22 protein-coding genes are annotated in these 24,325 nt (G+C 54.3%); 7 read left to right on the forward strand and 15 right to left on the reverse strand.

Annotation, left to right across the window (positions count from 1 at the left end; translation table 11 throughout):
* From pqqE to idnO, 9 genes are all read right to left on the reverse strand, one after another.
* Nucleotides 1–1,149 (reverse strand): pyrroloquinoline quinone biosynthesis protein PqqE, encoded by a 1,149-nt coding sequence (gene pqqE / locus ETA_RS15625; RefSeq protein WP_012442587.1) that lies wholly within the window; start codon nt 1,147–1,149, stop codon nt 1–3.
* Complete coding sequence (gene pqqD / locus ETA_RS15630; RefSeq protein ID WP_012442588.1) at nt 1,136–1,417, reverse strand: pyrroloquinoline quinone biosynthesis peptide chaperone PqqD; 282 nt, start codon at nt 1,415–1,417, stop codon at nt 1,136–1,138. Before pqqD ends, pqqE begins: the two co-directional genes overlap by 14 nt.
* A complete protein-coding gene (gene pqqC / locus ETA_RS15635; protein WP_012442589.1) occupies nt 1,414–2,169 on the reverse strand; it encodes a pyrroloquinoline-quinone synthase PqqC in 756 nt (251 codons plus the stop codon). The genes pqqD and pqqC overlap by 4 nt, the downstream gene beginning before the upstream one ends.
* The gene (gene pqqB, locus ETA_RS15640; RefSeq protein ID WP_012442590.1) at nt 2,166–3,077 is read right to left on the reverse strand and encodes a pyrroloquinoline quinone biosynthesis protein PqqB; all 912 of its coding nucleotides are present in this window, start codon (nt 3,075–3,077) and stop codon (nt 2,166–2,168) included. Before pqqB ends, pqqC begins: the two co-directional genes overlap by 4 nt.
* Nucleotides 3,078–3,172: 95 nt before the next feature.
* Nucleotides 3,173–3,247: a pyrroloquinoline quinone precursor peptide PqqA gene (gene pqqA / locus ETA_RS19425; protein WP_004160001.1), complete on the reverse strand. Its 75-nt coding sequence runs from the start codon at nt 3,245–3,247 to the stop codon at nt 3,173–3,175.
* Between the two features lie 175 nt (nt 3,248–3,422).
* On the reverse strand, nt 3,423–4,472 hold the full coding sequence (locus tag ETA_RS15645; protein ID WP_042959140.1) for a dipeptidase: 1,050 nt from the start codon (nt 4,470–4,472) through the stop codon (nt 3,423–3,425).
* Between the two features lie 98 nt (nt 4,473–4,570).
* On the reverse strand, nt 4,571–6,049 hold the full coding sequence (locus ETA_RS15650) for a SulP family inorganic anion transporter (RefSeq protein ID WP_012442592.1): 1,479 nt from the start codon (nt 6,047–6,049) through the stop codon (nt 4,571–4,573).
* Entirely contained in the window at nt 6,046–6,672 is a 627-nt protein-coding gene (locus ETA_RS15655) for a carbonic anhydrase (protein WP_012442593.1), read from the reverse strand. Before ETA_RS15655 ends, ETA_RS15650 begins: the two co-directional genes overlap by 4 nt.
* 626 nt (nt 6,673–7,298) lie before the next feature.
* Complete coding sequence (gene idnO / locus ETA_RS15660; RefSeq protein WP_012442594.1) at nt 7,299–8,063, reverse strand: gluconate 5-dehydrogenase; 765 nt, start codon at nt 8,061–8,063, stop codon at nt 7,299–7,301.
* A 360-nt stretch (nt 8,064–8,423) separates the two neighbouring features.
* Between idnO and ETA_RS15670 the strand changes: the two genes are divergently transcribed.
* Nucleotides 8,424–10,433, forward strand: coding sequence for an NADPH-dependent 2,4-dienoyl-CoA reductase (locus ETA_RS15670; RefSeq protein WP_012442595.1), 2,010 nt, complete (start codon nt 8,424–8,426; stop codon nt 10,431–10,433).
* 196 nt (nt 10,434–10,629) lie between these two features.
* Here the strand turns inward: ETA_RS15670 and rlmG are convergent, their stop codons facing one another.
* On the reverse strand, nt 10,630–11,757 hold the full coding sequence (gene rlmG, locus ETA_RS15675) for a 23S rRNA (guanine(1835)-N(2))-methyltransferase RlmG (RefSeq protein WP_012442596.1): 1,128 nt from the start codon (nt 11,755–11,757) through the stop codon (nt 10,630–10,632).
* Between the two features lie 82 nt (nt 11,758–11,839).
* Between rlmG and ETA_RS15680 the strand changes: the two genes are divergently transcribed.
* Nucleotides 11,840–12,343: a M48 metallopeptidase family protein gene (locus tag ETA_RS15680; protein WP_012442597.1), complete on the forward strand. Its 504-nt coding sequence runs from the start codon at nt 11,840–11,842 to the stop codon at nt 12,341–12,343.
* A gap of 54 nt (nt 12,344–12,397) precedes the next feature.
* Here ETA_RS15680 and ETA_RS15685 read toward each other — a convergent pair whose 3' ends face one another.
* The 5 genes from ETA_RS15685 to ETA_RS15705 form a co-directional block, all read right to left on the reverse strand.
* Complete coding sequence (locus tag ETA_RS15685) at nt 12,398–13,552, reverse strand: MFS transporter (RefSeq protein ID WP_012442598.1); 1,155 nt, start codon at nt 13,550–13,552, stop codon at nt 12,398–12,400.
* Nucleotides 13,553–13,598: 46 nt separating this feature from the next.
* Nucleotides 13,599–14,225, reverse strand: a complete 627-nt coding sequence (locus ETA_RS15690; protein WP_012442599.1) for an HAD family hydrolase — start codon at nt 14,223–14,225, stop codon at nt 13,599–13,601.
* A 10-nt stretch (nt 14,226–14,235) separates the two neighbouring features.
* Nucleotides 14,236–15,297, reverse strand: a complete 1,062-nt coding sequence (locus tag ETA_RS15695) for a zinc-dependent alcohol dehydrogenase (protein ID WP_012442600.1) — start codon at nt 15,295–15,297, stop codon at nt 14,236–14,238.
* Complete coding sequence (locus ETA_RS15700; RefSeq protein ID WP_012442601.1) at nt 15,297–16,541, reverse strand: class-III pyridoxal-phosphate-dependent aminotransferase; 1,245 nt, start codon at nt 16,539–16,541, stop codon at nt 15,297–15,299. The genes ETA_RS15695 and ETA_RS15700 overlap by 1 nt, the downstream gene beginning before the upstream one ends.
* 997 nt (nt 16,542–17,538) lie before the next feature.
* Nucleotides 17,539–19,230 (reverse strand): chloride channel protein, encoded by a 1,692-nt coding sequence (locus tag ETA_RS15705; protein ID WP_012442602.1) that lies wholly within the window; start codon nt 19,228–19,230, stop codon nt 17,539–17,541.
* 411 nt (nt 19,231–19,641) lie between these two features.
* On the opposite strand from ETA_RS15705, the gene ETA_RS15710 reads away from it, so the two are divergent.
* The 5 genes from ETA_RS15710 (at nt 19,642) to ETA_RS15730 (ending at nt 24,284) form a co-directional block, all read left to right on the forward strand.
* On the forward strand, nt 19,642–20,622 hold the full coding sequence (locus ETA_RS15710; RefSeq protein WP_012442603.1) for a TerC family protein: 981 nt from the start codon (nt 19,642–19,644) through the stop codon (nt 20,620–20,622).
* A gap of 243 nt (nt 20,623–20,865) precedes the next feature.
* Nucleotides 20,866–22,098 (forward strand): serine/threonine transporter SstT, encoded by a 1,233-nt coding sequence (sstT, locus tag ETA_RS15715; RefSeq protein WP_012442605.1) that lies wholly within the window; start codon nt 20,866–20,868, stop codon nt 22,096–22,098.
* A 581-nt stretch (nt 22,099–22,679) separates the two neighbouring features.
* Nucleotides 22,680–23,354: a DedA family protein gene (locus ETA_RS15720; protein ID WP_012442606.1), complete on the forward strand. Its 675-nt coding sequence runs from the start codon at nt 22,680–22,682 to the stop codon at nt 23,352–23,354.
* Entirely contained in the window at nt 23,351–23,743 is a 393-nt protein-coding gene (gene mzrA, locus ETA_RS15725; protein WP_012442607.1) for an EnvZ/OmpR regulon moderator MzrA, read from the forward strand. The genes ETA_RS15720 and mzrA overlap by 4 nt, the downstream gene beginning before the upstream one ends.
* A 166-nt stretch (nt 23,744–23,909) precedes the next feature.
* On the forward strand, nt 23,910–24,284 hold the full coding sequence (locus tag ETA_RS15730; protein WP_012442608.1) for a DUF1090 domain-containing protein: 375 nt from the start codon (nt 23,910–23,912) through the stop codon (nt 24,282–24,284).
* The last annotated feature ends 41 nt before the right edge of the window (nt 24,285–24,325 follow it).

Genomic DNA, 24,325 nt, shown 5'->3' on the forward strand with positions numbered 1-24,325 from the left:
TCAGCCCTTAAAAATAAGCTGAGAGTTGACCCGTTCAGAGTTCGCACGGTTGCGGAACCGTAGCTGGTTTACCTGAATATTGGTGCAGTTGGCCTGTTCACGCGCGGCGAGGATGGTGCCATGATGTTCTGATTTGCTGCATACCGGGTCGGCATTATCGGCATTGCCGGTCAGCATAAACGCCTGGCAGCGACAGCCGCCGAAGTCTTTCTCTTTTTCATCACAGGAGCGGCACGGCTCCGGCATCCAGTCAAAACCGCGATAGCGGTTAAAGCCAAACGAGTTGAACCAGATATCCTGGAGACTGTGCTCCAGCACCGACGGGAACCGGATCGGCAGCTGGCGTGCGCTGTGGCAAGGCAGCGCCATACCTTCCGGCGTCACGCTAAGGAAGATGGCCCCCCAGCCGCCCATGCAGCCCTTCGGCCGCTCTTCGTAATAGTCCGGGGTGACGAACAGTAAATTGGCCAGATTACCGCTGGCGGCCATCTTCTCGCGGTAGCGATGAACCACCGCCTCGGCACGCACCAGCTGGTCGCGCGTCGGCAACAGGCCTTCGCGGTTGAGCTGCGCCCAGCCATAGAACTGACAGGTTGCCAGCTCGACATCATCGGCTTCCAGTTCGATACACAGCTCGATAATGCGGTCGAGCTGGTCAATATTGTGACGATGCAGCACAAAATTCAGCACCATCGGATAGCCGTGCGCTTTGACCGCGCGCGCCATCTCCAGCTTTTGCTGAAACGCCTTTTGCGATCCGGCCAGCGCGGCATTCAGGGTTTCATCGCTGGCCTGAAAGCTGATCTGAATATGATCCAGCCCGGCTTCGGCAAAGGCGTCGATCTTCTTCTGCGTCAGTCCGATCCCGGAGGTAATCAGGTTGGTATAGAAACCGAGTTCGCGGGCGCTGCGGATCAGCTCCGGCAGATCCTTACGCACCAGCGGCTCACCGCCGGAAAAGCCGATCTGCACCGCGCCCATCGCCCGCGCCTGCTTAAACACCTCGATCCACTGGGCGGTGCTTAGCTCTTTTTCCTGTTGGGCAAAGTCGAGCGGATTAGAGCAGTACGGACACTGTAGCGGGCAGCGGTAGGTCAGCTCGGCCAGTAACCACAGCGGCGGTTTAACGTTAGATTCAGAGGGGTTCACGGAAAATTATCCACTTCTGTTCGCGCGCGGCCGCAAAGAAATCGGCCACGTCGTCATCGACGCCGCCCGCCTCCGGAAAACGCGTATTCAGTGCCAGCACGATCTCCGCCAGCGAGCGCTTGCCGTCCACCAGTTCGAGGATCATCGTCGCGCTGTCGTTAAGTTTCGCCATTCCCTCCGGGTAAAGGATCACATGGCAGTTCTGCACTTCTTCCCACTGCAGGCGATAGCCGCGGCGGAACACGGGGATGCTTTGGTCGAGGCTCACAGCAGCTTTCCTTGATGCCAGACGGGTTGATCGGTCACGGTGTGGTAAGGCGCACGGTTCAAAGTATAGGCCATCGTCATGGCATCCAGCATGCTCCACAGGATATCCAGCTTAAACTGTAGGATCTCCAGCATACGCTGCTGCTTTTCCACGCTGTTGCAGTACGCCAGCGCCAGCTGTAAGCCATGTTCGACGTCGCGCCGGGCCTGGCCAAGGCGGCCACGGAAATAGCCGTAGCCCTCTTCCTCAATCCACGGATAGTGCTGCGGCCAGCTGTCGAGGCGCGACTGGTGAATTTCGGGGGCAAACAGTTCGGTCAGTGAACTACAGGCGGCCTCCTGCCATACCGCACGCCGGGCAAAGGAGACATAGGCATCAACGGCAAAGCGCACGCCGGGCAACACAAGCTGCTCCGACAGCAGCACCTCACGGTCAAGGCCGACCGCTTCACCGAGACGCAGCCAGGCTTCAATGCCGCCATCGCTATCGTCATGGCCATCGTGGTCAAGAATACGCTGCACCCATTTACGCCGCGTTGCCGCATCCGGGCAGTTGGCCATAATCGCCGCGTCCTTCAGCGGAATGCGGGTCTGGTAATAAAAGCGGTTCGCTACCCAGCCCTGGATCTGCTCACGCGTTGCCTCGCCATTATGCATAGCGATATGGTACGGGTGATAAATATGGTAATAAGCTCCGCGCGCGCGCAGCGCCTGTTCAAACTGTTGTGGGGTCATCAGTGCCGGTTCGGTCATAGTTCTATGCTCATGCCATCGTAGCTAACCTCGATGCCGCGTGCGGTCAGTGCCAGGCGCTCGTCAGAGGATCCATCAAGGATCGGATTAGTATTATTAATATGGATCAGAATTTTGCGTGCAGCAGGCAGTTCGCCTAATAGCGTCATCAGCCCGCGCTCTTCACCCAACGCCAGGTGCCCCATATCGCGGCCGGTATTGCGCCCAACGCCGGTATTCGCCAGTTCGTTGTCCTGCCACAGCGTGCCGTCAATCAGCAGGCAGTCGGCCTGTGACATTAATTCTAACAGCGGCGCGTCTGGCTCACCTAATCCGGGCGCATACAGCAGCCTGCTGCCGCTGGCGGTATCTTCAATCATCAGCGCGATATTATGGCCAGGCAGTGGGCGTCCGCGAAATGGCGAATACGGCGGCGCGTTGCTAAGGATGGGAATAGCGGTGAAGCGCAGCGACGGACACACCGCGACGGAAAACGACCGCGCGGGCTGGATAGCATGGTGCACCAGCCCGCCGTTCCAGTGTTGCAGCATGGTGAAGATCGGAAAACCGCTGGTCAGATCCGCATGCACCTCCGGCGTGCACCACACCTGGTGCGGGCAGCCTTCGCGCAGATTCAGTAACCCGGTGCAGTGATCGATCTGGCTGTCGGTGAGAATAATGGAGCCAATCGCCGAACCGCGCAGTACGCCAGGTTGATGAAGCTCGGGGTTAGCAGCAATCTGATGGCAGATATCGGGGGAGGCGTTGCACAGCACCCAGTCGCGGCCGTTATCACTGACCGCAATGGAAGACTGGGTGCGCGCCGTGGCGGCAATGCTACCGTCACGCACGCCCTGGCAGTTGCGGCAATAGCAGTTCCACTGCGGGAAACCGCCGCCGGCCGCAGAGCCGAGAACTTTGATTTTCATGGGTTAACCGGGAAAGGGAATGAAAAAATGCCTGGGTTTGACCACAGGCATCACCGTTTTAACCAGCGTTATTCACGTTGTGATAAAGAGAACGGTTAACGATTAGAGATGTATAAGGTCACTTCCAGGCCCAGACGCATATCGATAAAAGTTGGTTTAGTCCACTGCATTATCAGTTCCTCAGGTGTAAAAAAAGAAGCAAAGGTTGTTATTACCGATCAAAATCGCTTCATTACCGATTTTGGTAACGTAGCGGGACAGATGTTGCACCGATGATAAATCGATATCAACCCTGCAATTTGAGCAGTTTATGCTAATTGTACTATTTGGTTCATATATAAGCGGTTATTTTCCCCACGTTTTTCGCAGTATTCGTAGCCAGTTGGCCCGGCACAGCTTTTCCAGCAGCGGCTCGCTGTAACCCGCACTGCGCAGTACCGCCAGCAGCCGCGGCAATCCGCTCACGTCACCAATATCATCCGCCAGGCTAACGCCGTCAAAGTCGGAACCAAAGGCAACCCGATCTTCCCCCAGCTTTTCCAGCAGATAATCCAGATGCTGAACCATTACGCCTAGCGGCATATCCCCTCCGCGCCTGCCGTCGCGGCGCAGAAAGGCAGTGCCGAAGTTCAGGCCCACCAGCCCATCACTCTCTGCGATCGCCGCCAGCTGCCTGTCTGTCAGGTTGCGCGGCTGCGGGCAAAGCGCATGCACGTTGGAATGGCTGGCCACCAGCGGCGCATCGCTCAGCCTGGCCGTATCCCAAAAGGCCTTTTCATTCATATGTGAAACATCAATCATCAGCCGGCGCTGGTTACAGAGGTGGATCAGCTGCTTTCCTGCCGCGCTCAGGCCCTCACCGGTATCCGGTGAGCCGGGGAAACGGCCGCTGACGCCAAAGCCAAAACGGTTAGGGAGGTTCCAGAACGGCCCGATGCTGCGCAGCCCGGCATCCACCCAACGATCGAGTTGGCTTAAATCGGCATCCAGCGCTTCCGCACCCTCAATGTGCATCACCATTGCCAGCACGCCGCTGGCCAGACATTGCTCAATGTCACTGACGCTGCGGCAGATTTTTGCCCGCCCCCCCGACCGCGATGCCAGCTGTTGTAGGATGGCTATCTGGCTTTCGGTGATCGCCAGCGCATCGTGGCGTAGCGCTTCCTGCCGTGCGTCGCGACCGTGGAACTTCGCCACGTAGTCCGATGGCGGCACAAATACGGCAAACAGCCCGCCGGAAAAACCGCCCTGCCGCATACGGATAAAATCGAGATGACCGCTAAGACGCTGATTAAAAAAGGCATCGGCAGGGTTTTGTGGGTGATTAAGCCACAGATGAAGCAGCAGATCGTTATGCCCGTCGAAGACTGGGGTTCGCGCAGAGGGATCGGTCATCGGGTTGCCATTGGTTCAATCGTCAAGCCTTCTATAATATAGGCGCGGCAAAAAAAGGCCACGCCGCCGTGGCCTTCTCTCGTGAACAGCATGCTGCTTTACGCCAGCTTAACCGGCCAGTGATTCAGCTGGATCCCCCGCTTTTGCGCCTCTGCGCCAAACTCTTGCAGTACCGCGGTAACATCCGGGTCGAGATATTCCGCATTGTCATGGTCAACGATCACCACGCTGTTTTCCGCGATCTGGGACAGCAAACTTTTTAAGCGCGGGTTATGCATAAAGTTCAGGTTCTGCTGAAAGCACAGGACGTAGTGATCGTCATAACGCGTCAGCATCATCGCGTTACGCTGGCTTCGCCAGGTGCTGAACAGGATCTGTGTGATAAAGCCAATCGCGATCCCCGCCAGCATACCGAAGACCAAAATGCCGCCGATGGTGGCGAGGAAAGGCACAGACTGCTGCGTACCCTGACGAATTTGCGCTACAAACAGGCCCGGCGAGGCCAGCTTATAGCCGGTATAGAGCAGCACCGCGGCAAGGCTGGCGAGCGGGATCGCATTCAGCAACCCGCTGAACCACAGGCCGCAGAGCAGCAGCAGCCCGCCGTGGATCAGAATAGACAGCTTACCGCGTGCGCCAGCGCCCACGTTGACCGAACTGCGCACGATCACGGCGGTGATCGGCAGACCGCCGAGGAAGCCGCTCAACGTATTGCCGATACCCTGGGCGCGCAGCTCTTTGTCCGGCGAGGGCGCCGGATACTGCGAGCGTATTTTCTGCAACGCTTCTTGGCTAAGCAGCGTTTCCAGGCTGGCAACCAGCGCCAGCGTGACGGCAACCAGATACACCGCCGGATTTTGCCAGGCCATCCAGTCCGGGCGCTGTAGCTCACCGGTCAATGACGCCAGGCTGTCAAACGCCGGCAAGGAAATGCGCGGCAGATCTCCCGCTAATTCAGGAAACAGACGCCCGCCGAAAACCGTTGCCACACAGCCAAGCAGCACCGCCACCAGCGGGCCAGGCATCCAGCCCAGCCAGCGGTTCTTTTTCACCGCCGCCGTTGTCCACAGCCAGAGAACTAACAGCCCACCCAGTGCAACCGCCATCGCTGGCAAAGAGACGTTGAGTGCACCACCGTTCAGCAACGAGGCCAGACCGTTTTCACCCGCCGCGCCGAGCGCCACCGGGATCTGCTGGATAATTAGCAGGATACCAATGGCCGCCAGCATCCCCTTGATCACACTGCCCGGCACCAGGCTGATAAAGCGCCCGGCACGCACCACGCCCAGCAGAAATTGCAGCACGCCAGCAATCATCAGCGCCAGCAGCAGCGCCGAAAAGGAGCCGAGAGTTTCCATCGCGCCGGTGACGATGGTGACCAGCCCCGCCGCCGGCCCGCTGACCGCAAACTTTGAAGGACTGAAAGTGGTGACCACCAGGCCGCCCAGCACTCCGGTAAGCAGCCCGACAAACGGCGGCAAGCCGCTGGCCTGGGCAATGCCCAGACATAGCGGCAGGGCCACCAGAAAGACCACCAGTCCGGCGGGGATATCCTGACGTAAGGTTTGCAGATTCATACGCTATCCTCTTCCGATTGCTGCTGAACAAGTTCTTTCAGATGTCCGCTGTGCAGGTCATAAACGCAGCCAAATACATCGAGATCGCCCCCCTTACGCCACGCATTAAGCACCGGTGCCGTTTTCACCAGCTGGCCGAACTGCGCCAGAACGTTAGCTTCGACAAGACGGTTAAGGCGTTCAACCTCATTTTCTTGCGCGTCAGGCGTAGCAAGATCGGCAGACAGCGCTTCGCGCAGCAGGGTGATGCGCCTTGCCAGCGCTGAATTCTCGTCATTTAGCGGAATATCCGGCAACGTCAGTGCCGCCTGCACGCCGCCACAGCCGTAGTGACCACAAAGCACAATGCGGGAAACCTGCAAATATTCGATGGCATACTGCAATACGCTCATAAAGTTATCATCATGGCTGACGACCATATTAGCGATATTACGATGCACAAACAGTTCGCCCGGGTGCGCGCCGGTCAGGACTTCCGCCGGCACCCTGCTGTCGGAGCAGCCAATCCATAATGAATGTGGCTGCTGCCCGTCTACATTTTTCCGAAAATACTGGGGATGACGCTGCTGTCGCTGTAGCGCCCAGCTGCGGTTTTTAGCTAACAGGGGTTTGAGTGTCCTCAAAATATAATCTCTCTTCCAGAAGCAGTTTCTTAACTCGCTGAGAAATAAGTTTTAACATCTTAATTGATAAAAAGTGATTAAGAATCATCTTAAGTTTGAGCGAGGTGTGTTTTTGAAAGTGATTAATTCATCTTTTTTGGGAGATCATTGGCCTCCACCTTCCTCAAGTAACACGGACTTACCCCCACCGTAAAACAAGGACAAAAGATGAAAATAAAAATATATTTTTCATTGACTTAAAATAAAATCATCAGTCAAAATCTTATTAAAATGACATTTTTTAAAACTAAAAAAACCTTTGTCACGGCTCATAAAAAACCTGATTTAGATTTGATTAAAATATCATTTAAAAAGAACTCCTCTGTTGAAAAATACAATTAGTTAGTTACCTGCGTTATCAGCTAACGTCAATTATTTTGAAATTATTTAAATAGATTTACATTGAATAGTGGAACCGAAAATATATTCCGATACTTGACGTTATCAAAATCAATTTTCTTAGCCCTGCGCCGAGTCGAAAAGCGTCACGCATAACATGACTAAATAGCATCCATTAAGACGGCAACGGCAGAACTTTACCTTGCAGGGGCCATGACTCCCCTGCAACCACCATTATAGCCGCCAGGCTAGACGGCGACGCGCATTCCACCGTCGACAAAAAGCAGGTGGCCATTAACAAAATCAGAGGCTTTAGAGGCGAGGAACACGGCCGCCCCGATCAACTCCTGCGGATCGCCCCAGCGCGCCGCCGGCGTGCGCTGGCATAGCCAGGCGGTAAAGGCCTCATCGTCGGCCAGCGCCTGGGTCATCTCGGTTTTGAAATAGCCCGGAGCAATACCGTTGACCTGAATATTATGGCGCGCCAGCTCAACGCACATCCCGCGCGTCAACATCGTTACCGCACCTTTAGATGCCGCATAGGGGGTGATAGTCTCGCGCCCCAGCTCACTCTGCATTGAGCCAATATTGATAATTTTTCCCCGACCGCGCGTCACCATCCGCCGCGCCACCGCCTGCGACACCAGAAATACCCCCGTCTGATTAACAGCGATCACCTCGTTCCAGTCCTGCTCCGGAAATTCCAGGAACGGGCGGCGGCGCTGGATACCGGCGTTATTGACCAGCACGTCAATCGGGCCGATTTCAAGCTCTATCTTCTCCACGGCAGCATTGACCTCGTGGGATTGAGTAACGTTAAACGCCACGGCATGCGCCCTGAATCCCTGCTGCTGCAACGCCGCCGCCGCCTCATCCGCTCCCTGCGGAGTGGTCGCATTCACGATCACTTCTGCCCCGGACTCGGCCAGCCCTTTGGCTATCAGAAACCCAATGCCACGGCCAGAGCCGGTAATCAGTACCCGTTTATTTTCGAGCGAGAAAAGAGAGTTCATGGTTATCCTTTTTAAAGTCGGTGAATGGCACTCGGGCAGCTTCCGCTTCGTCAACAGCACATCGCTCGCCAAACCTGCTGACGGTCATATCCGCAGGCTGCTACCGCTGATAGTGCGAAGCCAAATGATGCTAATCAGTGTAGACCCCGGCCAGATAACGTTTTACCGCCTTTGGTAAAGCGATGTTTCACCCAAATAAGCGTGGGTCAGATCGCTGCGGTTAAAATGATGAATGGCGTGAGGCAGGTTGCGCTTTCGCATCAATCAGTGGCCTTCATCACAAAGCGTTTAACTCATCTTTCACCCGGCTCATTTGCCCGCTACAGTAGAACTCATCCGACCACTTCGGGATAACCGACCATGAGCGCATCACTTTTTGCCCCGCTGGATCTGGGTTTTACCCAGCTTAAAAACCGTTTTCTGATGGGTTCGATGCATACCGGTCTGGAAGAACACCCGGACGGTCCGCAGCGGCTGGCGGCATTCTATGCGGAGCGCGCCCGCGCCGGGGTGGCGCTGATCGTCACCGGCGGGATCGCACCTGCGGCGGAAGGTGTAGTTAGCGCGGGGGCATCGGTGCTGAATGCCGCTTCACAGCTGCCGCAGCACCGCCTGGTGACCGATGCGGTGCATCAGGCCGGGGGGAAAATTGCGCTACAGATCCTGCACGCCGGGCGCTATAGCTACCAGCCCACGCTGGTGGCCCCGTCCGCGATACGGGCCCCCATTAACCCTTTCTGCCCGCGAGAGATGAGCCATACGGATATTTTGCGCCTGATTGCTGATTATGCCCGCTGCGCGGCGTTGGCCCAGCTGGCGGGCTATGACGGCGTGGAAATTATGGGTTCTGAAGGCTATCTGATTAATCAGTTTCTCGCGGCGCACACCAATCACCGTTGCGACGAGTGGGGGGGCGATGAAGGCCGTCGCCAGCGTTTTGCGCTGGAGATCCTTAAGGCGGTGCGCGCGGCGACCGGACCCGCCTTTATCATTATCTTCCGCCTGTCGATGCTCGACCTGGTTGAACAGGGCGGCACGCTGGAGCAGACGATCCGTCTGGCCAAAGCGCTGGAGCAACAGGGTGCCACCCTGCTAAATACCGGTATCGGCTGGCATGAGGCGCGTATCCCGACGATTGCCACCTCGGTGCCGCGTGCCGCTTTTGCCTGGGTGACGCAAATGCTGAAACGGCATGTCAACATTCCGCTGATTACCACTAACCGTATTAACCATCCTGACGTTGCCCAGGCGCTGCTGGATGAGGGCTGCGCCGATATGGTGTCGATGGCGCGTCCGTTCCTCGCCGATGCCGAATTCGTGATGAAGGCCAGCCAGGGGCGCAGCGATGAGATTAATACCTGTATCGGCTGTAACCAGGCCTGTCTCGATCGCGTCTTCGTCGGTGAACTGACCTCATGCCTGGTCAATCCCCGCGCCTGCCACGAAACCGAACTTGTCAGCCGCCCTGCCCGTCAGTTAAAAACGCTGGCGGTGATCGGCGCCGGGCCTGCCGGGCTGGCGTTTGCCGTTAACGCCGCCGCACGCGGGCATGCGGTCACGCTGTTTGATGCCCAGGGAGAAATTGGCGGCCAGTTCAACATCGCCCGGCAAATTCCCGGCAAGGAGGAGTTTAGCGAAACGCTGCGCTACTTCCGCCGTCAGCTGGAGCTGCTCCACGTTACCCAGCGGCTTAACCAGCGGGTTAACGCACGGGATGTGATCGCATTTGATGAGGTGGTGTTGGCGACCGGGATCGTGCCACGCATGCCGATCATTCCCGGCATCGATCATCCCTCGGTGCTCAGTTATCTGGATGTTATCCGCGATAAAAAGCCGGTGGGAAAGCGCGTGGCGATTATCGGCGCAGGCGGCATTGGCTTTGATACGGCGGAATATCTGGCCGTCAGCGGCGCGTCGCCCAGCCTGGATATTAGCCGCTTTTGTCAGGAATGGGGCATCGATCGCACGCTGAAGCAGCCGGGGGGGCTGCTGCCCGCGCAGCCGCCGCAGCGCAGCCGGCAGATCTGGCTGTTACAGCGCAAAGCGGGCAAACCCGGTGCCGGACTGGCAAAAACCACCGGCTGGATCCACCGCGCCAGCCTGCAAATGCACGGCGTGCAGATGTGGGGTGGCGTACAGTACCAACGTATTGACGATGATGGCCTGCATATTGTGTACAACGGTGAAGCACGGCGGCTGGCGGTGGATAACGTGGTGATCTGCGCCGGGCAGGATGCGCAGCGGGAGCTGGAGAAGGATCTGCGGGCTTATGGGCTTCCGCTTCATATCATCGGCGGGGCAGACTTCGCCGCCGAACTGGATGCACGGCGGGCGATTGCACAGGGCACCCGGCTGGGGTTGGCGATCTGACTTGTAGATTGGCCCCTGCTGCTATGAGCCGGGCCAGCAGGCGATCGTACCGCTGGCGCAAATCGAGCAGGCGCATTTCTGCATTTACCGTATGGCAGAAGAACAGGCGAGCTATCGTCGTCACGGCCACGTCCATCACGGCGATCGGCAGCGAAGAACGTGGATGAGAAAGCGCGTCAGCTCCCCTGCAGGCCGATCAGGGCATTTTCACCGAACGCAGTATCACAAATTTCTGGTGCGTCGCTACGGTGGTACAGTTGCCGAACAGCTTCTTCATTTTATGGTAGTAGTCGAGATGGCGATTGCCGACGATACGCAGCTCGCCACCATACTGTAAGCAACGGCGGGCATCGCGGAACATCTGCCAGGCAATATGATCGGTGACGGCATTCTGCTGATGGAACGGGGGGTTACACAGCACGGCGTGCAGACGATCCGATGGATAACCGGCCAGCGCATTGTTCACCCGAAACTCGCAGCGTGCCAGGTCGTCCGGGCAATTCAGCTCCACGTTCATGCGGCTGGATGCGACCGCCATATAAGACTCATCAAGGAAATGAACCTGCGCCAGCGGATTCTGCCGCAGGGCCATCAGTCCAATCACGCCGTTCCCGCAGCCGAGATCGACGATTTCACCGTCAATATCATCCGGCAGATGCTGCATAAAGAAGCGTGCGCCGATATCCAACCCACCGCGGGCAAACACGTTAGCGTGATTGTGGATCTGCCAGGGGGTACCGTCCAGCGGCCAGCGGCTGATCACTTCACTTTCCGCCAGCTCGGGCTGGGTAAAGGTGGCGTAAATCAGACGCGCCTTTTTCCACGCCAGCGATGTGGTGGTCGGGCCGAGTATTTTTTCAAACAGCTGTAGGGTCGAGGTATGGATCTCTTTCGCCTTACCGGCGGCAACGATCTGCGTTTCAGGCGTGACGACGGCACGCAGCGCGCGCAGCTGCTTTTCAAGCAGCGCGAGGGTTTTTGGCACTTTTATCAACACCCGCGCCGGCGCTCCAGGCAGCGGAGCCAGGCTGTCAAGCAGCCGCACGTCGCCCTCGTCAAGCTGATTGAGCGCCAGGTTCTGCCGGGTTGCCTGCTGATTCAGCCAGGAGTCGCTGATGCTCCAGACGCCCTCTCCCGCCAGCGCGCAGGCCAGCGCGCCGAACGTGTCATTAAAAATCAGCGTTGGGCCGTTGACCGGAAGATTGTCCAGGTGGTTAAGCAGGTATTCATCGGCCGCATCCCACGCCTGCAACGGGCTTTCTTCGCGCATTTGGGGAAAGCGATGCAGCGTCAGCATACGGTTGCTCAGTTCAAGTTGGCTCATGGGATCACCTTAGTGGTAAAATTCCCGCGTTTTATCCCCTAAAACGGGCGTACAGTAAACGTTTTTCTTCACCGGAGTCAGCATGTCGTCGCTTATTTACCTGCAAGGTTATCCCGAATCGCTACTGTCACAGGTGCGCACGCTGATTGAGCAGCAGCGGCTGGCGGAGGTGATCCACCAGCGTTACCCCAGCGCGCACGGTATTACCAGCGACAAAGCGCTGTACGACTACGCGCTGGACATAAAAAATCAGGCGCTGCGCAATGCGCCACCGCTGAATAAAGTCATCTACGACAGCAAGATTAAGGTGATGAAGCACGCCCTGGGTCTGCATACCGCGATATCACGCGTGCAGGGGGGCAAGCTAAAAGCCAAAGCAGAGATCCGCGTTGCCACGATCTTCAGGCAGGCCCCGGAGGCATTTCTGCGCATGATCGTGGTCCATGAGCTGGCGCATATTAAGGAGAAGGATCACAACAAGGCGTTCTACCAGCTGTGCTGTCATATGGAACCGCAATATCACCAGCTGGAGTTTGATACCCGCCTGTGGCTGACGGCCCAGGCGCTGGAGGGGCATGCAGGCTAATCACTTATTGGTCGGCAGCCCGCCTGATGCAGGCTACCGTTGCACTTCTCATCACTACGACGTGAGTCTGACCCGGCGTGAAACCATCAGCAGAATAATTGAGAGAAGAGTCACAAAAATAAATGCGCCAATCAGTGAGGACAGATGAGCAACAAACCCAATAACGGCAGGGCCCATTAATATCCCTGAATAGCCGAGAGAAGAAACCGCGGCAACCGCTAACGCGTCGGGCATATCTTTTTGCTGTCCTGATGCGGTGAACAGCATCGGCGCGATATTGGCCACGCCCAGGCCAATCAGCAGAAATGCCAGGGCGGTGATAAACAACGCGTTGCTCACGATCAGCACGATAAATCCTGATGTGGCCAGCAGCGCACTGCCGATAAAGATCCTTTTAGCGCCAAATGTTTTAATCACCCGGTCACCCAGCAGCCGCCCCACCGTCATGGTAATGGCAAAAAGCGTATAGCCCAGCCCGGCCTGACGCACATCAACGTTATGCTGGCTGATGAGAAGGATCCCGCTCCAGTCCAGCATCGACCCCTCCATCACATAGGCTACGCAGCACAGCAGCCCCAGCAACAGCACGCTTCCCTTTGGCAAGACAAAAAAAGGCGTGTCGCGGCGCTGCTTTTCATCCATCAGGCCGGACCAGGCCAGCAGCATGATCGATCCCAATAGCGCGATGACCATCATGACCACTTTGAACGGTGGAACCCCCCAGGACAGCAGCAGGCTGACGGCAGCCGCACCGGCTATGCCGCCCAGGCTGAAAAGGGCATGAAATCCGGACATGATCGGTTTTTGGGCATACTTTTCGACGATCACGGCATGGATACTGACCACCACATCCATAGCACCGATACCTGCACCAAAGATAAAGAGCGCCAGCGCCAGCGGAACCACCGTATCCAGTGTCACTAACGCTGGCAGCGTCGCTAACACTAGCAGCAGCGCCAGCGTAAAAATGCGGCGGCAGCCGAAGCGGGCGGCCAGCATGCCGGATAAGGGCATCATTAATAGCGATCCGAGGCCAAAAGCGAGCATGATAATGCCCATCATGCCGTTATCCACCTGCAGGCGCTCTTTCGTCAGCGGGATCAGCGGAGCCCAGCTGGCAAGGCTGAAACCGGCTATGAAAAACGCTTTGCGCGTGGCGGCAATGGGTTTATTGATAGGGGAAACGGCATTTTTTTCAGTCACAAACATTTCCTTATATCCCCCACGGTTAAGCGGGGGAATGCGGTCGGGTTAATCAGTTTAGTTGTGCGAGTTCAGCAATGTCGTCCAGCGTGTCAATCACCGCCGTAGCATGCAAATATTGCTGCTGGTCAGAGAGCGCATGGGGCCATGCGTAAATCTTCGCAATACCCGCCTGATAAGCAGCAGATATCCCCAGGTCAGTGTCTTCAACCACCACCGTCGTCTTCGCGTCGGCATTGAGCCTGATCAGCATCTCCCTATAAGGATCGGGGAATGGCTTGGTGCGCGCAATATCATCTCCTCCTATTAGCTGTGCTGGCCTGTCCAGCTTAACAAGCGCAAGGTTAGCCAGACATATATGTCGTGGTGCCGTTGAAACAAAGCCAAAAGCAACGCCCTGCCGTTGCAGCTTATCAATAAGATCGCTCACACCAGGGCGTAATACGTCAGGGGTGAGCAGCGCTTTATAGGTATCGACCACCCGAGAAATAATATCAGGCTGGGAGGAGGCGGCTATGCCGATAAAGCTGAGCGTTTCCTCAAGGCTGAGCCCTATAAGCTGCTGCGGCGTATAGTGCTGCACCTGTTCAGGGATCAGCGTTTGCAGCACGTCAAAGTGCAGCTTTTCGCTATCGACAATCACACCGTCGATATCAAAAATTACGGTCAGATCGGTCATGTTAACTCCATTAATCCATGTTACCGAGGCGTATCAACACTTTACAGTTTGCTGCCTCCAGCGGTGCCATCGTCCTGTTAGCCATGTCGCAGCCAACCAGGCGGAATGCGTCCTGGTAATCGGCAAAGTCGATTTCATGGCTTATCAGACGATCGGCCGGGATCAGCCCGTCACGGATCATGGCATAGGCACGTTCAAAACTATTGTTGAGAGAGTCGATCGAACCGATCACTGACAGGCTTTTATCGGCAATCTTCAATACGTCCAGGGTGGCGTGCTTATCCTTTAACGCCACGTTCAGCAGTTTGCCGCCGGGAGCAAGGTGCGCAAAAATCAGTTCGGTCAGCTGGCCCGTGGTGTCCACCACAAGATCAATTTGGCCGTCGCGAGAGCCGTATTCCTGTTCGAGAGCCTGCTCGAAATCGTCATAGATGCGTGCCGCAGGCGGCAGATTGTCGCGGGCGAACTGATAGCGATGTGGGTTCTTTTCCACCATAAATGCCTCAACGCCGCGCTGGTGCAGGACCCACAAATAGAGCATCCCCATTGGCCCGGCACCGGTGACGGCCGCCCGAATATTGGTGTGGGTGATGGCCAGCTTATCCACGCCGGTAATCGTGCAGCTTAGCGGTTCGGTCAGCGTTGCCGCCTGCATGCTGACATGATCATCCAGCCGGCGTAAAAAGGCTTCCTTAGCGCGATACTGACCGGCGAAGGCCCCGTCATAAGAAACTCCGGCTTCAGTGCCCATTTTCATTTCACAATGGTTGGGGTTACCCGTCTGGCACATGCGACATTGCTGACAAGAGTAGGTCGGATTCACCACCACCCTGTCACCCGGTTTAAACCGGGTGACGCTTTCGCCCACGCTGGCCACCACCCCGCTGGTTTCATGTCCGAGTGTCGTTCCCGGCAGCGCCACGGGATAGTGACCGCTAATAATGCCGACGTCTGTTCCACAAATTCCACATACGGCGATCTGTATAATCACGTCGTCAGGCGCACAACACGTCAGTTCAGGGATTTCGGCAATCTCCACCTTCCAGGGTTCGATATATTTGAGTGCCTGCATTATGCGACCTCCGATTGGGAGAAAGGTGATTGCTGCATTTCGTTGAATGTAGCATCCAGCTTAGTGAGAATTTCTTGCAAATGGACCTTGGTGCAAATCAGAGGAGGGCGAACTTTTAGCGCTCTACTTTTTCCGTAACGAGCGCCACGAATAATCAACCCATGTTTTTCTGCAATATGAATGGCTTCCGCTGCATATTCCATGTTGGGAGTATCGAAGCCATACATATAACCTACGCCGCGAACGCCGCTAATGTCTGGATATTTCTTTTGCAGAGATAACAATCCATCACGTAAAAACGCCTCGCAATTAACGACATTATCAAGAATGCCTTCTTCTTCGATGATCTTGATCGTTTCATTAATGGCTATCAGTGACAGTGGATTCGCTCCAGAGGTACTTGAATGTTCGAACGGCTCAAGCACATCCAATTCCTTGCTCATCAGTACCCCTCCGGTCGGAATGCCTATTCCGCCAGCGCCCTTGGCAAAGACGATAATATCGGGCTTCAGTGTTTTGGCATAACCACTGGACGCAAAGAAGGTACCGGTTCTTCCAAAGCCGGTCTGCACTTCGTCAGCAATAAGCACGATACCTTTTTTACTACAGAAATCGCGTAAATTACGATAAAACACATCAGGAAGAACAATATTCCCGCCGTTACCCAGTATCGGTTCAACAATCAGGCAGGCAATATTTTCATTTGATCCACATTGATAAATATCTTCTATATCATAATAATTTTCTTGCGGAGGTGAATCTTCAGGATCGGACATAACGCTGGCCGGAACGGGGATTTTCAACGATCCCTCAATGTTGACGTGAAAGTTTTTAAGACGAAACGCATTACCAGAAATCTGGGCTGTCGCCAAAGACTGCCCGTGATGAGCCAGAAAAAGCGACATGACTCCTGAGCGTTTAGTGTACTTCTGCGCCATACGGATTGCACATTCAACGGCTCCAGAGCCGGTCACATCACGCATCCAGATACGGTCAATATTCTCTGGCGTATGCTTTATGAGTTTCTCGAGTATGCACTGTGACATTGCGCCCGTATGGGCAGAGCTTAAATGAGCACAGCGATCGATTTGTGCTTTGAGCTTGCTGGCTATCCTGTCGTTGGTATAACCAAGCTGCAGGTTGAATGTGCCTGAAGCCGCATCAATATACCTGACGCCATCAATATTTAAATAAACACCATCGCCGGTATAGCGAGACATAAGTCGTTCAAAATTATCAGTCATAGCATTCCCTTTCTATATTTTACCTTATCAGTAAATCCCCAGAGGTAAACTTATTTTCGATAGATGGCCGGGATGAAAATGGTAATCCCACCAAACACCCTGACCTCTCTTACTGGTTACCTTTAAGAGTGAGAGAAAGAAATCCCTTATCATATTGCACAGGCCACGGACATGACCTAAATCATAAAATAAAAAAATCATATTTGCCCTTGAAAGGGATTACCCTTCCCAAGGTGAAATCAGCGTTAACTCTGGATTTTTTAATTTTCACAAGAAGCGATTAGTGCATACGCCAACCTTCAGACCCGAACAAGAGATAAAAGAAAAATCAAACCACTCTGAATAAAAAATAAACTTTTCACCTCCTTATGAAGAATAATTTCAATAAACAAGAATATTGCACGAAAGAATTAGAGCTTTCTTTATTATTTAGAATATATATTGATAAATTCGACTCAAATAATACTATCACCAATTTAAAATCACCGTCAATACTGATAATAAACCCTGCTTAATTACAGACTGAACTACTACTTAACTAATTATTTTTTAATATGACTAATGAGATATTCTATGCAGCCGCAGCCTACTGTTTTCACAGAATAAAATAACAACGTCGATAAATAATTCTGACGACGACAATCTACATTCCAAATCGTATCAGAACGTCATTTGATTAAATTTTTTATGAAAAAAACTAAGATCGAGCGTCATTTATTTTCTTATAATACGAATGATAATAATTCAGTAATGGATAAATACGTCTGTTTTGGCAAAAAGAATATGCGGGGCTTGAGTTTGAGTGGGTAGAAGAAACCCGATTTTTTCGCGGTAAAGCCCGGCGATGAAAAGGGTAATAGCATCAATGCTAAGCGGGCCAATATGACGAAAAAGAGTCTCTGAAGCGGCGTAGCGGCGGCCTACGATATCACTTCCACATATCCCAAAAGCTGGTGGTACAGCCGCCGGAGGGATGTGTGGGATAATCAATACACCATCAGATAAAGTCCTGCGCCTGCTGGATCAAACTGGTTTTGGTCAGCGCGCCGAGATATTTTTTTTCTTCGGCATTATTCAGCACCGGCAGGCGTTCCAGCGTCACCTGGGCGAACGCCTCCCATCCTTCTCTGATTGTCTGATGGGCGTAAACGGTGGGGAAATCGCTATCTATGACGCAACCGATCGGAGAGGTCAGGGTGATCTCTTTATCCAGTATCTTGTGTGAAATATCGTGAATTGAAACGGCACCGAGAAACTGTCCGCGGTCGTCCGTCACGTAAACAAAGCGCTCGCGCTTGAGCGAACTGACCGCCAGCGCTTTGCCTACCGAGTCCTGGGGCGTCAGCGACGCGCCGGCAACAATAAACTGGGATATGACGCCGTTATCAAAATCGAACTTGGCGTCCGAACGGCTGAAATGCTCGCCAACCACCGCATAAGTGCTGTTGGAGTGCAGACGATAGGCCACCATTGAGGCCAGTACGCTGGCGATCATCGCTGGAAACAGCAGGCTGCTATTCAACGTCATCTCCAGCACCATCAGCATGGCCATCAGCGGAGCCTGACTGACAGAGGCCAGCAGCGCGCCCATGCCTATCGCCGCAAATACGGCAACGTTACCCGGCGGAAATCCGGCTTTTACGGCCAGCAGTGCCATCATGCTGCCCATCAGTGCGCCGATTAATAACGCCGGTGTAAACAATCCGCCCACGGCGCTGGAGCCCACGGAAATGGCCGTTGCCAGCATTTTCAGCAACAGCAACGCCAGCAGCATCGGCAGCAGGAAATCGCCCGCCATGATACGCACAATTACCTCATAGCCATTACCCAGTATCTGGCTGCTGCCGATAGCCAGCCCTCCCACCAGCAGGCCACCAAGGCCCAGGCGCAACGGCAGGCTGCGCAAAGGAGCAAACAGGCGCTTACTGTGATTTATCATCGCGATCATTACCCAGCCAAGCAGACCCGCCAGTAGACCAATCGCGATAGTCAGCGTAATGCTCTCCGGTGCCAGTTCAAACTGACCGTGCGAAAACGGGTAGATAGCCGAATGATACCCAAGCGACCACATGGTCAGCACCGCCGTGCCGGAAGAGATAATCAGCGGGATCAGTCGCTGCATGGCGGAAATACCAAAGGCAATCTCCGCGACGAATATCGCGGATGCCAGCGGCGCATGATAAACCGAAGAGAGACCGGCGGCGGCGGCCATCGCCACCACGTCACTGTTTTTCAACGCCAGGTTTTTAAACAGCCAGCGCCCCATCAGACTGCCGCTTAGCGCCGATAGCTGCACCATCGGCCCTTCCCGACCGATTGATGCTCCGCTGCTGATACTGGCAAGGGAAGATAGCCCGCGAAACAGCGACGTGCGGGTTGGCACCGCATCCAGCCGGGCGTTAATCACTTCGAGATAATCGCTGCGCGACGCCTGCTTTTGCTCAATTGCGGTGGCGTAGCGCAGGAAGTAGCCCGCAATCAGGCCGCCGCAACCGACAATCAGCGGCCAGCAGTACCAGGGATAAATCCGCATCGCCTGGGTGATGTCGGTCTGTCCATTGAATAGCAGACCGTCAATCCAGACTATCGCCTCCCGGAAGGCTAGCGTCACCAGCGAGGCGACCAGCCCAACCGGGATAGCCACTAAAATACGGGTCCAGTTCAATGCGTGTCTGCTGCGTGAGTTCATTAGATTCTCTCGGAATGGTTTACCCTATCGTGCGAGAGGACAGCGGAAAAATCAAATCACACGCCTGTGCCCGCGGCGACTGGCTATGCCTGCGATAAGCCTCTTCTCCATCACGCGAAACGCGGGTCAGTTCCCACGCCCACCGGACACAATATGAAAATATGTCCAAATATTACTTAAGAATATTGACCTTCACCCTGTAGCACCCTATCTTTGGTCTTAGCAAAGGGGAGTAACTTCTTCGTCAGTTAATCGTCAATACGACATCCACATGATGTCCGGTTACTGGGCAACCGATAACAGGTTGTAAGTGAGACCTTGCCGGGAGGCGGGGTTTGCTTATAGCAGCGATAATAAGGTGGCTGCCGTCTTCCGACGTTAGCCACTTTTTTATTTTGCGCGGGATATTTTATGAATACTGTCGGTACACCGTTACTGTGGGGCAGCTTCGCTGTCGTTGTCGTTATCATGCTGGCGATTGACCTGCTGTTACAGGGTCGGCGCGGCGCACACACGATGAGCATGAAGCAGGCTGCGGCCTGGTCACTGGTATGGGTGACGCTCTCTTTGTTATTCAACGCTGCCTTCTGGTGGTATCTCACCGACACCGTCGGGCGCGAGGTGGCCGATACCCAGGCGCTGGCTTTCCTCACCGGTTACCTGATCGAAAAAGCGTTGGCGGTCGATAACGTATTCGTCTGGCTAATGCTGTTTGGTTACTTTGCCGTCCCGGCCGCCTTGCAGCGCCGGGTATTGATCTACGGCGTACTGGGTGCGATTGTGCTGCGTACCATTATGATCTTTGCCGGAAGCTGGCTGGTTACCCAGTTCAGCTGGCTGCTGTATCTGTTCGGCGCATTCCTGCTGTTTACCGGGATCAAAATGGCGCTGTCGAAAGAGGATGATAGCGCCATCGGCGATAAACCGCTGGTGCGCTGGCTACGCGGCAAGATGCGTATGACCGATAAAATCGAAGGCGAGCATTTCTTCGTGCGGCAAAACGGCCTGCTGTATGCCACCCCGCTGCTGCTGGTACTGATTATGGTTGAACTGAGCGATGTGATCTTCGCGGTGGACAGTATTCCGGCGATCTTTGCCGTGACGACCGACCCGTTTATCGTGCTGACCTCTAACCTGTTCGCTATTCTTGGCCTGCGTGCCATGTACTTCCTGCTGGCAAACGTGGCCGAGCGCTTCTCAATGCTGAAATATGGCCTGTCGGTGATCCTGGTGTTTATCGGCGTAAAAATGCTGATTGTCGATTTTTACCATATTCCCATCGCGGTATCGCTCGGCATCGTCGGCGGTATTCTGGCATTGACGCTGCTGATCAATGCCTGGGTAAACTACCGCCACGATCGTAAGGCCACCCAAAACGATACGGCGCGATAATCACCGCGGGTTCAACGCAACGTTAGGGGCGGGCGAAGTACGATCCCGCCCCCCTATGTCCCCAGCGATCCATACCATGACTTTCAATGGGCTTTTTCTGTCGATCCTTTTGCCGCATCAGATAAAATCACGCAAGTTTCCCTTTCCCTGTCAAAGCATTTCCTTATACTTCCCTGCGCAAACATCTCATGCCGCCGATCTCTACAGACGGCTGAACATCGATAACAATAGTGATTTGAAATTATGAGTGAAGAAAAAAGCGGGCTGGTGCAGCGCCTGATGCAGGGCAGTCTTGTAACACAAATTATGGTTGGGCTGGTAGCCGGGATCGCTCTCGCCTGGCTGTCAAAGAGTCATGCGCTGGCGGTGGGCCTGCTGGGTGAACTGTTCGTCAACGCGCTGAAAGCGGTTGCGCCACTGTTGGTATTGGTGCTGGTTATCTCATCGATTGCCAATCATCAGCAGGGGCAGAAAACCAATATTCGCCCCATTGTGATGCTCTATCTGTTGAGCACCTTTTTTGCCGCCGTGGTGGCGGTGGTGGCCAGCCATTTGCTGCCGCAGAACCTGACGTTGCAAAACGCCAGCAGCCAGATCGTGCCCCCATCCGGCATCCTCGAAGTGCTGCACGGCCTGCTGATGAGCATGGTGACGAATCCGATTGAAGCGGTAATGAAAGCCAATTATATCGGTATTCTGGTTTGGGCTATTGGTCTGGGCTTCGCTTTTCGCCACAGCAGTGAAGGTACGCGAACCTTCCTTAATGATGCCTCTGATGCGGTCACGCGCCTGGTGCGTATCGTCATCCGCTTTGCACCGGTCGGTATTTTTGGCCTGGTGGCCTCCATTCTTGCGTCAACCGGCTTTGACGCGTTAGGGCAATATGCCAGCCTGCTCGGCCTGCTGCTTGGCTGTATGCTACTGATGGCGCTAGTATTTAACCCGCTGCTGGTATGGTGGCAGATCCGTCGTAACCCCTATCCGCTGGTGTTTACCTGCCTGCGTGAAAGCGGGGTCACGGCCTTCTTTACCCGCAGCTCCGCAGCAAATATCCCGGTGAATATGGCGCTGGCGAAAAAGTTGGGGCTGGATGAAGATACCTACACGGTGTCCATACCTATCGGGGCCAATATCAGTATGGCCGGTGCATCGATTACTATTACCGTGCTGACGCTGGCGGCGGTCCATACCCTGGGGATACAGATTGACGTAGGGAGTGCCATCCTGCTGAGTCTGGTGGCGTCCGTCTGTGCCTGCGGGGCATCCGGCGTAGCGGGCGGCTCACTCCTGCTGATCCCGGTAGCCTGCAACATGTTCGGGATCCCGAATGAAATAGCGATGCAGGTGGTGGCAGTCGGCTTTATTATTGGCGTATTGCAGGATTCGGCCGAAACCGCGCTTAACTCTTCGGCGGATATTTTGTTTACCGCCGCGGCCTGTATGGCGGAAGACCGCAGGCTGGAACAGAACGCCTGATTGTTCACTCTTTCCCGCGCTGGATGCCCTTCAGGGTAAAAGCGCCTCCCGGCTAGCGGGAGGCGCTTCACCAAAACGCGGGTAGCCTTGCCGAACTCTCTGCAAGCAGAAAAACGGGTGCCGCCTCGCTACGACACAATGAGGACCTTAAGGACCCCGCTAACAGGTTTGACGACCATGACCCATGACAAAAAAATCGAAGGTGAAGGCGGATATTTTCGCTAAAATACGAGCTTCATCATCAATTTTAAAAAAAATGGCTAAAATCGGCTATCTTTACGGGATGTGATATTTCAGACCGGTCAAAATGCGGCTCTTAGTGTCAGCCTGTGTAAAGCTCCTTTCAGACAGTCTTTTTCAACGGTAAAACATCGTTGCTAAGGTGTTTCCTACTGTCTGGCTGCGCATTATTTTGTTACAGTGAGTTCGCTATTTTTTACCCATTTGCCGTGGAAGAAACGGGTGGTGCCGACGCACCTGACCTTTATCCGCCCTAAAACTTGCAAACTGCACCGGAAAGACGATCAATTACGCACGTAAATTGTCATTAAACGGGTCAATGATGATGTTCAGGACGACTAATGGATATTTTTAAATCTCTCGTGCACGCCCTGTGGCAACAAGATTATGCCGCCCTTGCAGATCCTTCCCTGGTGTGGGCGATCTATTTCGTTTTATTTATGATTTTGTTCCTGGAAAATGGTTTGCTGCCCGCCGCTTTTCTGCCGGGCGACAGCCTGCTCATTCTGGTCGGCGTGCTGATTGCAAAAGGCACGATGAACTTTACCCTGACGTTATTTATCCTGACGACAGCCGCCAGTCTTGGCTGTTGGGTCAGTTATATTCAGGGGCGATGGCTGGGGAATACGGTCACGGTGCAAAAATGGCTGTCACACCTGCCGGAACATTATCATCAGCGGGCTCATCAGATGTTTCACCGCCACGGCCTTTCTGCGCTGCTGGTGGGCCGTTTTATCGCCTTTGTTCGCACCCTACTGCCGACTATCGCCGGGCTTTCCGGCCTGAGCAATGCGCGTTTTCAGTTTTTCAATTGGGCGAGCGCATTTCTCTGGGTACTGATCCTGACCGTCCTCGGCTTCGCGCTCGGCAAGACGCCCATTTTTCGTCAATATGAAGACCAGCTTATGTTCTGCCTGATGCTGTTACCGCTGGTGCTTCTGGTACTCGGACTGTTTGGCTCACTGTACGTATTGTGGCGTAAAAGGCAGACCGACAATGAGAAAGGAAACTCATGATCGCTGCTTTTATTAAAAGGCATGCTCCCCAGCGGCGTTTGTCTCTATGGCTGGCTCTGCCTGTCGTCGCCTTACTGGCGCTGGTGATGATGCCTGCCCTGTTTCGTCACGACAGCGCATTGCAAATCCGCGCATCGCGTCAGGGAGCGTCTTTACCAGACGGCTTTTATGTTTACCAGACATTAAGCGCACAGGGTATTCACATCAAGAGCATTACGCCGGAGCAAAACTCACTGGTGATACGTTTTGACTCACAGGAACAGAGTTACGCGGCGGAAAGGGTATTGCGCGAGCTGCTTGCACAGGATTTTGATATCGCACATCATCATAATCAGAGTGCTACCGGCTGGATAAACCGCATCAGCTTTAAACCACAGTCTATCGGCTAACCCTCACGACCCACCTATTCACATGGGTGCGACTAAAAATGACTCCCTGTTTTTGAGCTTTCGCTATTTTCTGTCTATGCTTTATGGGCATGAAAAGCGATACCCTGTTTAGAGGGACCCGATATCATCACCCACCGATATCACGCAAAGGAAGGTCAAGATTTCAATGAAACTACTACAGGTTATTTTCGGCGCCAGCCTGCTTTCTCTGGGAACATTTGCGCACGCTGGCACGCTTTGCCAGCAGAAAGAGCAGAATGTACAAAATGAGATTGAGATAGCCCAAAAACATGACAATAAGCACCGGGTCAGCGGTCTACAGCAGGCATTGAGCGAGATCCGGGCTAACTGTAACGATGCTAACCTGATTAAAACGCATCAGGAAAAAATCAGGCAGCATGAGCAAAAAGTATCCGAACGGGAACGTGAGTTGCAGCAGGAAAAGGCAAAAGGCGGCAACGGTAATAAAATCAAGAAGCGCGAAAAGAAACTTGAAGAAGCCCGAAACGAACTGAAGGAAGTGCAGGCTGCGCCATATTAAGGTCTCTGCCCGACATCACTAAAATAAAATTTGAGGAGTTT

The sequence above is a fragment of the Erwinia tasmaniensis Et1/99 genome (assembly GCF_000026185.1).
In the GTDB taxonomy this organism is placed as follows: Bacteria; Pseudomonadota; Gammaproteobacteria; order Enterobacterales; family Enterobacteriaceae; genus Erwinia; species Erwinia tasmaniensis.

Bases quoted from the DNA above. Each gene is read 5' to 3' on its own strand.
- pqqC (WP_012442589.1), bottom strand. From the start codon at position 2,169: ATGACCGAACCGGCACTGATGACCCCACAACAGTTTGAACAGGCGCTG.
- pqqB (WP_012442590.1), bottom strand. From the start codon at position 3,077: ATGAAAATCAAAGTTCTCGGCTCTGCGGCCGGCGGCGGTTTCCCGCAG.
- ETA_RS15645 (WP_042959140.1), bottom strand. From the start codon at position 4,472: ATGACCGATCCCTCTGCGCGAACCCCAGTCTTCGACGGGCATAACGAT.
- ETA_RS15650 (WP_012442592.1), bottom strand. From the start codon at position 6,049: ATGAATCTGCAAACCTTACGTCAGGATATCCCCGCCGGACTGGTGGTC.
- idnO (WP_012442594.1), bottom strand. From the start codon at position 8,063: ATGAACTCTCTTTTCTCGCTCGAAAATAAACGGGTACTGATTACCGGC.
- ETA_RS15670 (WP_012442595.1), top strand. From the start codon at position 8,424: ATGAGCGCATCACTTTTTGCCCCGCTGGATCTGGGTTTTACCCAGCTT.
- rlmG (WP_012442596.1), bottom strand. From the start codon at position 11,757: ATGAGCCAACTTGAACTGAGCAACCGTATGCTGACGCTGCATCGCTTT.
- ETA_RS15680 (WP_012442597.1), top strand. From the start codon at position 11,840: ATGTCGTCGCTTATTTACCTGCAAGGTTATCCCGAATCGCTACTGTCA.
- ETA_RS15685 (WP_012442598.1), bottom strand. From the start codon at position 13,552: ATGTTTGTGACTGAAAAAAATGCCGTTTCCCCTATCAATAAACCCATT.
- ETA_RS15690 (WP_012442599.1), bottom strand. From the start codon at position 14,225: ATGACCGATCTGACCGTAATTTTTGATATCGACGGTGTGATTGTCGAT.
- ETA_RS15695 (WP_012442600.1), bottom strand. From the start codon at position 15,297: ATGCAGGCACTCAAATATATCGAACCCTGGAAGGTGGAGATTGCCGAA.
- ETA_RS15700 (WP_012442601.1), bottom strand. From the start codon at position 16,541: ATGACTGATAATTTTGAACGACTTATGTCTCGCTATACCGGCGATGGT.
- ETA_RS15705 (WP_012442602.1), bottom strand. From the start codon at position 19,230: ATGAACTCACGCAGCAGACACGCATTGAACTGGACCCGTATTTTAGTG.
- ETA_RS15710 (WP_012442603.1), top strand. From the start codon at position 19,642: ATGAATACTGTCGGTACACCGTTACTGTGGGGCAGCTTCGCTGTCGTT.
- sstT (WP_012442605.1), top strand. From the start codon at position 20,866: ATGAGTGAAGAAAAAAGCGGGCTGGTGCAGCGCCTGATGCAGGGCAGT.
- ETA_RS15720 (WP_012442606.1), top strand. From the start codon at position 22,680: ATGGATATTTTTAAATCTCTCGTGCACGCCCTGTGGCAACAAGATTAT.
- mzrA (WP_012442607.1), top strand. From the start codon at position 23,351: ATGATCGCTGCTTTTATTAAAAGGCATGCTCCCCAGCGGCGTTTGTCT.
- ETA_RS15730 (WP_012442608.1), top strand. From the start codon at position 23,910: ATGAAACTACTACAGGTTATTTTCGGCGCCAGCCTGCTTTCTCTGGGA.